Source organism: Thalassotalea sediminis, assembly GCF_030295915.1.
Classification (GTDB): Bacteria; Pseudomonadota; Gammaproteobacteria; order Enterobacterales; family Alteromonadaceae; genus Thalassotalea_C; species Thalassotalea_C sediminis.
Genome location: NZ_AP027361.1, coordinates 98,663 through 111,354 on the forward strand (window position 1 = coordinate 98,663; position 12,692 = coordinate 111,354).

Sequence of the window (12,692 nt, forward strand, 5' to 3'; positions counted from 1 at the left end):
AGTAAAAAATAAAAGGCAATTGAGTTTACGCCCAATTGCCTTTTTTATTGTGCAAAATTTATTACTTTTTGAGTTTTGCGAAAGCATCGGCAAACGCATTACCCATGGCAGCATTTTCTACTGATTTAGGTTTTTTAGTGTGGTTTTGATGCTTTGAATGATGTTTACCCTTTGCTTTTTCCTTTGGTGCAGTATTCGGCTGGTATTTCTGTTTAACTGGCGCTGATGCATCTTCTGTTAACCGCATTGTCAGACTAATACGTTTACGCTCTGCATCAACTTCAGTTACTTTTACTTTAACGATATCGCCTGCTTTTACCACATCGCGCGGGTCGGAAATAAATTTATTAGTGATCGCTGAGATATGCACTAATCCATCTTGATGAACACCTAAATCAACAAAAGCACCAAAGTTGGCGACGTTAGAGACAACCCCTTCTAATATCATACCGACCTTTAAATCACTGATCTTTTCTACACCTTCAGTAAACTTTGCGGTTTTAAATTCAGGGCGAGGATCACGACCAGGCTTTTCGAGCTCCTTTATAACATCTTTTACCGTAATTTCTCCGAATTTATCATCAGTAAGTGACGCAACATCGACATTTTTTAATAATGTAACTTCATTGAGTAATTGTGACGTTGAGCTATTCAACTGTGCCACAAGTTTATCAACAATTGGATATGTTTCAGGGTGTACGCCAGAAGCGTCTAATGGATTGGTCCCCTCTGAAATTCTTAAAAAGCCAGCCGCTTGTTCGAATGCTTTTGGGCCAAGCCGTTCAACGGTTTTAATTTCTTTCCTATTATTAAATCTGCCATGTTGATCTCGGAATGACACTATATTATTCGCGATGGTTTTATTTAATCCTGCTACACGTGTTAACAACGCCGCTGAGGCACTGTTTACATCTACGCCAACGGCATTCACACAGTCTTCAATAACGTCATCGAGTGTTTTACTGAGTTTGCTTTGACTTACATCATGCTGATATTGGCCAACACCAATGGCTTTTGGGTCAATCTTAACGAGTTCAGCTAATGGATCTTGTAAACGTCTAGCAATTGAAACCGCCCCTCGTATAGAAACATCGAGCTCAGGAAACTCTGCTGCGGCGAGTTCTGATGCTGAATAAACCGACGCGCCTGCTTCACTCACTGTAATCTTTGTAATATCCGTATCACAATCGGTCAACACTTCAGCAAGTAACCGGTCAGTTTCACGAGATGCTGTGCCATTACCAATCGCGATAAGTGTTACTTTGTGTTGCTTGCATAAATTAACCAAGGTTCTAACTGATTTCGCCCAATTATTTTGTGGTTGGTGTGGAAATATCGTTGCCGTTTGTAAAAGCTTGCCTGTGTCATCGACGACAGCAATTTTACAGCCGGTTCTAAAGCCAGGGTCTATCCCCATGGTTACTTTTGGGCCAGCTGGCGCTGCCATTAATAGATCGCGTAAGTTGCTGGCAAATACTTTAATGGCTTCGTGTTCTGCTTTCTCTCTTAATGAACCTAAAAACTCAGTTTCTAAAGACTGACTGAATTTAACTTTCCATGCTAAATGTACCACTTTCGTCAAGAACTTCGCCGCCGGCTGTGACGATAGGTTTAGCTGATAATGTTCTACTATGACTTGTTCTGCAGAAGAGTAACTACTGTTATCCTGTTGTGGATCTACGTCAAGTGAGAGACTTAAAAAACCTTCGTTACGTCCTCTTAATAATGCTAATGCCCTATGTGAAGGTATTTTAGTGACTTTTTCAGAGTACTCAAAATAGTCACGATATTTAGTGCCCTCTTTTTCTTTTCCTTTCGCTACTTTACTTTTAAGGTGCGCTTGTTGATTAATTAGCTTTCTTAATTTGGCGAGTAATGAAGCATCCTCAGCAAAGCGTTCGACTAGAATATAACTTGCACCTTCTAAAACCTTGGCTGTATTCTCAAACCCAGCAGCACTATTAATAAAACTTTCTGCCTCAACTTCTGGAGCAAGTTGCCATTGTTGAAAAAGATTATTCGCCAAAGGCTCTAAACCCGCTTCAATGGCAATTTGTCCTTTTGTTCTGCGTTTAGGACGATAAGGTAGGTATAGATCTTCAAGTCGTGTTTTATTGTCTGCAGCAATAATTTGTTGGCGCAACTGCGGCGTTAATTTATCTTGCTGCTCAATATTGAGCATAATAACTTGGCGTCGCTCTTCAAGATCTCGCAAATATTCTAAGCGTTGTGATAATGTTCTGAGGTGGCCGTCATCTAAGCCCTTTGTTGCTTCCTTACGGTACCTTGCAATAAAGGGCACTGTCGCCCCATCATCGAGTAAGGAAATTGCCGCAGTAACTTGATCAGTATTTACATTTAACTCTTGGGCAATTTTTTCAGCAATTGCAGACATTAGTGATAATCCTATAAAGTCATCATTATTTTTACCCTTATATATGGGTCTAAATGCTAATTTCTAGGTGTAAAAGAAGATTCGCGTTAAATTATGTGGGTAAAAGCAACCTGACTTACCATAAAACTTAACCATTGCTGTGTGTTTTACGGTAAGTTTAGCTAATTATTCCATCATAGCGCTGTCAAGGTCTTTAACTGGGAAACTCTTTGCAAAGGCGATAACGGTTTCTTTGCTTGCAGTGTCAGATTCAAATGCAAGCATGCCGCCACTTTTAAGCGAAATGGTTAATGTTGTTGCGCCGCTATCATGATCAATACTTGCATTTCTTCGTTGAATACGTACCTTGTTGTTGCTTGATGTCATGCCAAACTGCGCGAGTGCGGCAAAGGCTGACGCTGCGGCACCATTATTACCTGTTGTAAGTGTGACGCGAATATATGTGTCTTCATGCGTGTACTCACGTTCAACAATGTTCATACCCATAGCTGATTGTTGTGATATTTCATCACCAGTAAAATTGTTTATTTCGTCTTTAAAAAAGCTACTGATTTGATTATTTTTAATTTGTTCTAATTGGGTAACACACCAACGGGCTTCTTCAAGTGCCCCTTCAAGGTCGCCACTTTCAAATAATTTAGCTGCTTTATTACAAAGAGTGCTTGGATTTTCTTCATTTGCATAGCTTGAAAAGCTTAATGTACAAACGAACAGTAAAAGTGAATACTTCATGGTAAATGTCCTTATCTATCTGTGGTTCAACGCTTAATTGTATGAAAATTGTACTCATTTAAACAGGAGAAATATATATTTGTTTAACTTTTTTAACTAAACGTTGATTTTGCTTGTTTGTATGCCACTTAAGCCTTATATAGAGAGTAAAGAGAATTGAAGTATATGCAATGAAACGTAGTCATTATATTACTCGAGAGGGCTGGGAAAGGTTAGATCGAGAACTTAAATATCTGTGGAAAGAAGAGCGTCCACGCGTAACAAAGGCGGTATCAGAAGCTGCAGCTTTAGGTGATAGAAGTGAAAATGCCGAATATATTTATGGTAAGAAGCGGCTTCGTGAAATTGATAGGCGAGTGCGCTTTTTATCAAAACGGCTAGATGAACTCAATATTGTTTACCCCGAGAAACAACAAGAGGGTAGAGTGTTTTTCGGTGCTTGGGTTAAAGTTATCGATGAAAACGAGAATACCTTTACTTACCGTATTGTCGGCGCAGATGAATGGGACATTAAAAAAGGTGAGATCAGTATTGATTCTCCTGTTGCTAGAGCCTTAATTGGTAAGCGTGTTGACGATGAAGTGATAGTAAATACGCCAGAAGGTGAGCGAATCTTAGATGTGCTAGCAATTTGGTATCACCAGTAAAGCGCAATACTTTGCGCTTTACTGGGTAATGTACCAGCTTACATTACTTTAGTTTTTATTGTGCTTTGGCAGATGTCTAGAATTGGCGGCTGTTTTTTATAAAAGAAAGGATTATCTCGCAAGCGTTTTTGAGTAATCTTTTTGGCGTACAGCGCATTATCGGTGTTTTCTACCAAAATTGTGAATTGTTCTTCCTTGGGTAAATCAGCCATTATGTTCACGCTTTTTATTTGCGTGTATTGCGCAGAGTCTACTTCAGGTTGTCCTTCGGAAACAGCAGTACGTTTTATTGCCTGGACATGCTCCATGCCAAGAATGACACGGCCAAATATTGTCATAATACGATCCAAATATCGCGTCGCTTGCCCAATCGTAATATAAAAGTGACTTGTGCCGGTATTTGGTGCAGATTCTCTTGCCATGGCAATTACACCGGGGCAGTGCAACAACCATGCTTTGTTCTCTTTGGCAGAATAACCAACTGAAAAACCTTGTTTAAAACCCGTTTGAGGCGCAAACATATCTTTGTTTTGTACTAAGGTAAATGACCAATTTTCCGGCGTAATAATCTCTTCTTCGATCAGTAAAGGAGGAACTTTTTTGTCTTTTGCCGATCCATCTTTTGGCCCTGCTTGTGCAACAAACCCGTCAATAACTCGATAAAAGTGTTCGTTGTCGTAGAAACCGTCGCGCACAAGTTGTTTAAAGCGTGCCACATGCTTGGGGGCAAACGTAGGAGCGAGCTCTAAAAAAACATTGCCCTGTGGTAAAGCTATAACAACAATGTTTTCTGAGGATACTTTGCGCCAGTTGTCGCTGGATTCTGCGGCTATACAGGGCGTTAATGTTAGTAGGGTGATTAACGTGAGTATTGTTTTTAACATTACTATTTCCTAAAGCATGATAAGTAGTTACGTTAACCCAACTTGCTTGGCGTGATCAAGAGAGCTTGTTAATATATAGCGGCTTCCCTTTATTACACATTTTTCTTTGGAGAAAACATTGAATAAAAGTCTACTAACCAACGTATTGGCATTTATTGTCGTGGTAACTGGCTATCTGCTTTCTTATGATATTCTGTATGCGGTAGGTCTTTTTGCTTTGTCTGGTGCCATTACCAATTGGCTTGCTGTTCATATGTTATTTGAAAAAGTGCCTTTACTGTATGGTTCTGGTGTTATTCCATCTCGCTTCGAAGAGTTTAAGGTGGCTATACGTCAGCTTATGATGGAGCAATTTTTTACTGAGGAAAATATTGACCGATTTTTATCTGATAGCGCCGGTAAAGCGAGTACGTTTGATTTAGTACCTGTTATCGATCAAGTAGATTTGTCACCTGCATTTGACAATTTGGTCAGCGTTATAGAAACGTCATCTTTTGGCAATATGCTTGCAATGGTTGGTGGCAAAGAAGCACTAGAGCCTATGCGAGAACCCTTTATCGTCAAAATGAAGGAAACGGTCAGTGATATCTCAAAAAGTGAGCATTTTAATGAGATCTTACGTTCACAACTTGAGCAACCAAATGTTATTGCTGAAATGCGAGAAAAAGTAAGCAGTATTATTGAACAAAGGCTAAATGAATTAACCCCGAAATTAGTTAAAGAGATTGTCCAAGAGATGATTCGTCAACATCTCGGTTGGCTTGTTGTATGGGGTGGTATTTTCGGCGGGCTTATTGGTTTTATTGCTGCTGTTACTGGTAATTTTTAGCGTATTAGCCGCAAAATTTTGCAGAGATGAAGTGTTTAGAGTTCGTTGCATGTATAGTCTTAAAATGAGTACATTTTTGCAAAAGAATTTCGTTAGTGCCTTTTGTACTAATAGGTAACGGTTTTTTCTGTTAAAGCGCTTTAATTTTCACCTGATTATCGCTATGCTTGCGCTTTAATATCGGGATTTTATTAGCATTCAGTGCGATGGCGCATTGCCGATGCAAAATCTCACACTATGTATAAGGTAAATGGAGACATGTTTGGTAGCTTAAAGGCATTGCCGGCCGATCCTATTTTAGGTTTATTGGCAAAATATCGTGAAGATGCAAATCCACAAAAAATTGATTTAGGTGTGGGTGTTTATAAAGATGAAGCAGGGCACACTGCTATACTTAAGTGTGTTAAAACCGCTGAAAAATATCGAAACGATACCGAAGATACCAAGGTTTATATTGGCCCGACGGGCTCTCCTTTATTCAATGATGAGATGTCGACACTCATTTTTGGTGATCATAAAGTACTTAGTGAAAACCGTGCTAGAACTGTTTCTACACCAGGTGGTACGGGTGCATTACGCGTAGCAGCAGAGTTTATTAAATCGTGTAAAGCTGGCGCAACCATTTGGGTCTCAAATCCTACATGGGCAAACCATACAGGGCTTTTCGAAGCAGCAGGGTTAACGGTTAAAACATATCCCTATTATGATCATGAGAACAAATGCTTAGATTTTGACGGTATGCTTGCAGCGTTAAAAGAAGTCAGCCCTGATGATGCAGTATTACTTCACGCGTGTTGCCATAATCCAAGCGGTATGGACTTGAATCAAGAACAATGGAAGCAAGTTACCGAAGTGGCTAAAGATATCGGTTTTTTACCGGTTGTTGATATGGCATATCAAGGTTTCGGTACTGGGTTAGATGAAGATGCAGCCGGTTTACGTTTGCTTGCTGATAACGTAGAAGAAATGATTGTTTGTAGTTCTTGTTCTAAAAACTTTGGTTTATATCGAGAAAGAATAGGCGCCACTACAATTATTGGTAAATCTTCTTCAAGTATTGATATAGCATACTCTGTATTGTTGTCAGTTGTCCGTGTTATCTATTCAATGCCTCCTGCTCATGGTGCGGCGTTAGTCGAAACTATTCTATCTTCTGAGGAGTTACGTCAGCAATGGCACCAAGAGCTCGCTGAAATGCGTGATAGAATTAATGGTAATCGCCAATTGCTTGTCGATAAACTAAAGGAAAACGGCGTTTCAAGAGACTTTAGTTTTATTACACGTCAAAATGGTATGTTTTCTTTCTTAGGTATAACGCCTGAGCAAGTACAGCGCCTACAGGATGAATATAGTATCTATATGGTTGGTTCTAGTCGTATGAGTATTGCAGGTATTGCAAAGAGTAATGTTGATTACCTAGCGAAATCGATTGCCAAAGTACTGTAAATACCGTACTCAACCATGTTAAAAACCGGACAACGTTGTTCGGTTTTTTTGTATTTGTCTTTAAATTTTGTTGATCGTTTAAGTGATATTTTTAAAGGATAGATATTTACAAGCTGCTTTAAGCAAGTTGTGATTGACTAGAGGATGCTTGACAAAGTCTCGCTGTTTTTAACACGTTGTGCTTTAGCGGTAGCGTTAGAAAGTGTAGGTAGATGTTGAAGCAGCGGTTTATCGCTGCTTCACTTATTTTACTGGTGCTTAATGTTTGAACGCATGATCATTATAAATAGCGCAGCCAAAATGATTAGTATTGTTGATGGCTCTGGTACTTTCACTTTTGATGTTGGTGTTGCTGTTTTAACGGTTTGAAAATTACCAATTAAGGCATGATTGGTGTAAAACCTTACGTCATCGAGTATAGCGCCATCTCCTGCATTAAAGGCACCTTTAGTGGCCAAAAATGTACCGCTAATATTTGCACCACCAAAGTTTAATGATGAAAAATTATCATTCACAAAATTAAATAAAACATTGGCTGATGTTAAACCGTTTGATAACAATATTTGTGCACCTGAAGCTATTTGTGCATTACCTAGAATGTTGATAATCAAGTTATCATTGCTATTACCATTAATCTGCAAAATATCTGAAGAGCCTAAGGTAATTGACGAAACGTTGATAACATTTAACTGACTTGCATCAAACGTAGTCGAACTATTAATTGTTCCTTTGTCAATAGCCGCTAAATCCCTAGCTGTTTGACTTGCAGAGGCAATATCAATAGACAATTGATCTAAGGTATTGTTGCCAACTTTTTGTACATCAGCACATGCAGAAGCGGTTCCGGTAACTTGGCTACCTGCACCGACGATAAAGTTATTAGAGCAAGCATCACCGTAAACAATTGAGCCAGCAGCAAAGCCAATATCTTTACTAGCTGCAACATTGCCATGAATATACGCTTCACTGCCTAATACAAGTGAGCCATCAACTGCAGTACCATGAAAATCCCACTGACCTACACCAATGGTATATTTATCAGCAACACCTAAATCTACGCCTAAGTCGATTAAACTCGCTTTAGCGGAGCTTGCTATCGATAATAGCGTAAGAGCTACAGTAATTGTTTTAAAACAGTTCACGACGATAAATCCTTTATTTATAACTATATTCTAAAATGACAGCGTTATCATAGCACGATATGGAATTAGAGTAATAGCTCTTTGTTAAAAAAATAGACAATAAGGGGGTGAAAGTTGACCAAATATGGCGCTACTGAGAGAGTGTACTACCGCATTAACATTTACGTTTAGCTGTTAAGTTAAAAATTATTTTCCAATCTTTTTTCATATCAACTACATGCCAATTCAATGACTTGGCATAACACAGTGTATTTTTGCCAAACCATCGAAATCGACTATTGGGGCTATATTTATATTCTCGTACTTCGTCAGTATGATGAATTAACACGCAAAGAGCGTTGCTATCAGTGGTCCAACGTAACATGTCAACATCGCCAAAGCTGTTGCCGAATGCGGCAATTGGACGTTTGGCGATTCTTCTCTCTATGCTCAACACCTTGCGAGCACGACTTTCTATAGAAAAAGGAATCGGCTCTAATTTTACGGCAAGACTATCGCCTCTTAGTGATAATCTTGTTTTTAAGCTGCTACCTATAACTCTATTCACGGACACTTGATAAGTATCTTGAGACCATGGTCGAATGAAGTTGGCTGTGCTGCCTGAGACGATGTAATTGCTGAAACCATTTTGTTCAAAGTAGGCTAATACCTCGAGCATGGGTTGATAAGCAAGGTTCGTATAATGGGTTTTGAATCTAGGATGTTTGGCATGGCTTATCCATTTAGCGACAGACGCGCGATACTCTTCTGTTGTAATACCTTTTCTGAAAAAGGTAAAACCGAGCTTAAGTATACTCAAGGAATCAAAGAGTATTTCTTTAGCCCAATGCATTGTTCTCCGCAATTTGCTTGTCGTTACAAGTACGTCTTCATCAAGTAACTTCCTTTTAAAATAAGCAACTTGTGCTAAAACCGGCTTTTCAACAATGAGCGTACCATCGTTATCGAAGGTCGCAATACGGTTTTCAATTGGCACAAAGTGCTCTGAATGCTGGTCGCAAACGCGTTCTATAAATGAAATGATACTGCGTTTGATGTCACCTTCGTGCCATGACGGAAGCGGGTCTATAATATTTCCCATGGTTAGAATTACTGTTTGGTAACTTTTGGCGCAATTAATATGTCAGTATTAAAGTGAAACAACTTACCGCTCCAAATAAAAACTTGCCATACAAGCACCCCAAAAGGAATATAGCCAAAGTACCCAAGCAAAGGCATTTCAGAAAAAATATGAATTACATCGACGTAAGGAATGTTATAAATCCAATAATTTGGGTTTGTAATTGGCTCAGCGCTTGGGTGACTAGAGCCATAATTCCACATTTCCCAAAATAAGCCGTTCAGTAAAGATGCTACACCAATTAACACACCAGCACTCCAGTTACCTTTTGCTATATCTGTAAATGGATTCCATATATTTAGGCGCATTAATACGCCGGTCATGACAGCATAGGGTCCTATCCACACTACCCAAAATAACTTAAACGGCCAATAAACCATCGCCGCTATTAGCAGCGCGCCTACAAAAATTAAATGATTGCCATTTAGTGGCATTTTGGGACCATTTTGATAACGTGCAACAAGTGATGGAAACGTATTAAGTAAGTTATACCAAATCAATAGTACTGGCGTTACGGTTGAATATGTGATTAAAAATTCAATCACTATTGTTGTTCTAGACCAACCTACTTGGTTGGCATTAGGGTAATACCAATTACCCAATACAAAATAATCATAATATTCAAAATAAGCCCAACCTACGATGGAAACTAACGCACTGATAAATAGCGTTTTTGGTTTTTCGGAAAACAGAGAAGCGCCGTTATTTCGTTGATATACGATGCCATCTAATAAGAAAATAAAGCCCCACCAAAGGGGTGTAAATGCCCAGAATACGAGATCACCAAAAGGCGTTACGCGAGTCCACATTAACCACCAAAAGAATCCCATAACAATGCCGCCACACCAAAACCACCAAGGTAAAGCTACCGTAGATGGCATTCTAGGTGTCACATGCGCACCTTTGAAACCAAAAAATTTCGGAAACAAAATGAGTCCAGAGATAAAAAGCGCACAACCAGCCATTATGAGAAAGTAGATTAAGCTAAATCCTGGTACCTTGCCGGCAAATGTCGGGGGAAATTCTCCAAAGCCTGGTGGTAAATGGTTAGGATAAACAAACCAAGCAACGGCAAGTGGTACGAGTAACGTTAATATTACTGGCCACAATAGTTGCCATGGTGAAATTTTTTGCATAGCGAAACGTCCTTTTTTGCTTTTATTGGTTAGCTAATTTACCGTAATAGTCATCAGTTTGCCTGATGGTGGTACTTTACCGCTACAAACGCGGGTTGTCCATTTTTTGAACAGCAACATGCGCTAAAATTGATAATGTAACGATACGCCTAATTGCCTGCGTTCACCCTTTAATTCTGTCACTGCCCCCAATGCTGCTATAGAGTCAAAACGTAATTCTGCGAATTCTGTATCCGTTAGGTTCTTGCCCCAAATGGTCAATGAAAGGTTTTCTCGTAAAGCATAGTTTAGATGACCGTTAAATACTGTGTAACCTTTTTGTTGTGTGTAGGGGTTTTCGTTTTGATCAAAGTAAAAATCAGATTGATAATCGAAACCTAATTGAATAGTTAGAGGACGAGACATTACTTGGTATTCAGCCAATATATAGCCTGCAATATTCCACTTTGATGAAAATGGCAGGCGATTATCGGCCACAAATAGCGTCCCCTTTTTGAACTTTCCAATGTTAGCTTTAGGTAGATAGCCAATATTTAACACAAGCTCCATATGGTTACTTGGTGTGTAGGTAAATTCGCTATCTATACCATAGATAACTGATGAACCAGCATTTTTTAATACATGATATGGAACAGTGCTATCAGGTACATTAATAAAAACTTGTTGATCTTGGTAATCATAGTAAAACGCGGCGATATGCCAACGTGCGTTACGATTACGCAGCTGTGACTTTGCTCCTATTTCATACGCATTGAGTATTTCAGGCGCATATTCAGAGTCCAACGCTTGTGCAGGCGTTGTAGAATAACCGGCATTGTAGCCTCCACTTTTATAGCCACGTGTATAGCTTGCGTATATATTTGCCTTATTGCTCATTTTGTAGTTTAACGCGAGTTTCCCTGAAAGCTCATCATCAGCCACATGTCCGGAGATATTCCAAAAATCAGGTATCGTACCGTAGACAGTGTTTAGATCCGATTGAGCTTTATAATCAGTTGTTTCGTCCGTATAGCGAAGACCGGCGGTTAATGTTGTTTTTTCAGATAATGTATAATCAAATTGGCTGTAGATGGCGATCGACTTATTTTCTAAAGCATTATCATAATAAAAGGTAGCGGGTATCTCCGCCAATGAAGGAATGCTCCTAAAGTCGCGAAATAAATCAAAAGTGTTTTTCTGATCTATTGTTTCTTTTAAGTAAAAAAGCCCCGTTTGCCAAAATAGTCGCTGCTGAGTATAAGCGTAGTTAAATTCCTGAGAATAAAGCTTATTGTTAGTGTCAAATGCTCCTTCAATTAGGTTGCTAGCACCGTCGGAATCAAAAGAATGAAATCGTTGTAGTGACCTGCCGCCAGTAATGGAGGTAAACGTATTGTTTTTATTAATCTGCCATTCTAGCGTTAGAGAACTGCCCCAGGCATCTGTATCATGAGCTCTATCTGCTGTATCAGCATTGACATCCCAGTAGTCATTTCCGCCGACTTGTTTACCGAAAGCATCCATACAGGTGTTACCACCGGCATTACTTGGCGAACATTGATTACTACCATTTATGTCGAATATGCCATTACTCGCAATTGGTTTGGGTTTGCCTCTAGCGTCTGCTTTGTGCAATTTAAACGTTGTTGTTAAAGACTCGGACGCTGAACGGACAATTAGCCTAACGTTGGTTTGTTTCATACCTCCATCGGGTTGGTTGGGCATGACATTGTTCGTTGAAAAATTGTAGTCGTTATGATCAAAGGCAATTCGTGCCGCAGTACTTTTTGATAAGGGGATGTTAACTGCCCCGTTAAGTGATGTTGTATTAAATTGCGCAATACCTGCATTAATATAGCCATTAAAATCGTTCTCTGGCATTTTTGAACGTAATAGAATTGCACCGCCGGTAGTATTTCTACCGAACAATGTTCCTTGTGGGCCACGTAATACTTCTACTTGCTCTAAATCAAAGAGGTTGACAGCAAGGTTATTGGCGCTACCACTGACAATGCCATCACTATATACCGCAATAGGAGAAACAGTAGAGGTATTATAGTCAATCATACCGATGCCTCGGATGTTGAATGCAGGAGGGGTACCTTCGCCTGCATTATTGGTCATTTTTACGTTTGGCGCAAAGCGGGCTAATTGCGAAGTATCTTTTATCTGCTGACGTTCAATGGTTTCATCTGTTATTACGGTAACAGCAACTGAGATATCTTGTTCGTCTTGTGCTCGCTTTTGAGCGTAAACTTTGATGAGCTCATGCGATTGAGAAGCGCTTTCTTGAGTGTGAGCTTGTGGTAAAACAGAGAAAATGCCTACTATAAAACAATAATGTATAGCGTGACTAAGTCGATACTTTTTGACCATGTACTA

At 39.4% G+C, this 12,692-nt stretch carries 10 protein-coding genes; 3 read left to right on the forward strand and 7 right to left on the reverse strand.

Annotated elements, in window-relative coordinates; all coding sequences use genetic code 11:
* Nucleotides 1–61 precede the first annotated feature (61 nt).
* On the reverse strand, nucleotides 62–2,395 hold the full coding sequence (locus QUE09_RS00460) for a Tex family protein (protein WP_286234260.1): 2,334 nt from the start codon (nucleotides 2,393–2,395) through the stop codon (nucleotides 62–64).
* A 165-nt stretch (nucleotides 2,396–2,560) separates the two neighbouring features.
* Nucleotides 2,561–3,127, reverse strand: coding sequence for a hypothetical protein (locus tag QUE09_RS00465; protein ID WP_286234261.1), 567 nt, complete (start codon nucleotides 3,125–3,127; stop codon nucleotides 2,561–2,563).
* Between the two features lie 170 nt (nucleotides 3,128–3,297).
* On the opposite strand from QUE09_RS00465, the gene greB reads away from it, so the two are divergent.
* The gene (gene greB, locus QUE09_RS00470) at nucleotides 3,298–3,774 is read left to right on the forward strand and encodes a transcription elongation factor GreB (protein WP_286234262.1); all 477 of its coding nucleotides are present in this window, start codon (nucleotides 3,298–3,300) and stop codon (nucleotides 3,772–3,774) included.
* A gap of 38 nt (nucleotides 3,775–3,812) precedes the next feature.
* Here greB and QUE09_RS00475 read toward each other — a convergent pair whose 3' ends face one another.
* A complete protein-coding gene (locus QUE09_RS00475) occupies nucleotides 3,813–4,658 on the reverse strand; it encodes a peptidylprolyl isomerase (protein ID WP_286234263.1) in 846 nt (281 codons plus the stop codon).
* A 118-nt stretch (nucleotides 4,659–4,776) separates the two neighbouring features.
* On the opposite strand from QUE09_RS00475, the gene QUE09_RS00480 reads away from it, so the two are divergent.
* Both QUE09_RS00480 and QUE09_RS00485 read left to right on the forward strand, forming a co-directional pair.
* Nucleotides 4,777–5,487: a DUF445 domain-containing protein gene (locus tag QUE09_RS00480; RefSeq protein WP_286234264.1), complete on the forward strand. Its 711-nt coding sequence runs from the start codon at nucleotides 4,777–4,779 to the stop codon at nucleotides 5,485–5,487.
* Nucleotides 5,488–5,745: 258 nt separating this feature from the next.
* A complete protein-coding gene (locus QUE09_RS00485; protein ID WP_286234265.1) occupies nucleotides 5,746–6,933 on the forward strand; it encodes an amino acid aminotransferase in 1,188 nt (395 codons plus the stop codon).
* Between the two features lie 248 nt (nucleotides 6,934–7,181).
* Here the strand turns inward: QUE09_RS00485 and QUE09_RS00490 are convergent, their stop codons facing one another.
* The 4 genes from QUE09_RS00490 to QUE09_RS00505 all read right to left on the reverse strand — a co-directional run bounded on the left by QUE09_RS00490 (nucleotide 7,182) and on the right by QUE09_RS00505 (nucleotide 12,686).
* The gene (locus QUE09_RS00490) at nucleotides 7,182–8,075 is read right to left on the reverse strand and encodes a choice-of-anchor A family protein (protein WP_286234266.1); all 894 of its coding nucleotides are present in this window, start codon (nucleotides 8,073–8,075) and stop codon (nucleotides 7,182–7,184) included.
* Between the two features lie 154 nt (nucleotides 8,076–8,229).
* The gene (locus QUE09_RS00495) at nucleotides 8,230–9,156 is read right to left on the reverse strand and encodes an HAD family hydrolase (protein WP_286234267.1); all 927 of its coding nucleotides are present in this window, start codon (nucleotides 9,154–9,156) and stop codon (nucleotides 8,230–8,232) included.
* A gap of 8 nt (nucleotides 9,157–9,164) precedes the next feature.
* Nucleotides 9,165–10,331 (reverse strand): hypothetical protein, encoded by a 1,167-nt coding sequence (locus QUE09_RS00500; RefSeq protein WP_286234268.1) that lies wholly within the window; start codon nucleotides 10,329–10,331, stop codon nucleotides 9,165–9,167.
* A gap of 123 nt (nucleotides 10,332–10,454) precedes the next feature.
* Nucleotides 10,455–12,686 (reverse strand): TonB-dependent receptor, encoded by a 2,232-nt coding sequence (locus QUE09_RS00505; RefSeq protein ID WP_286234269.1) that lies wholly within the window; start codon nucleotides 12,684–12,686, stop codon nucleotides 10,455–10,457.
* Nucleotides 12,687–12,692 lie beyond the last annotated feature (6 nt).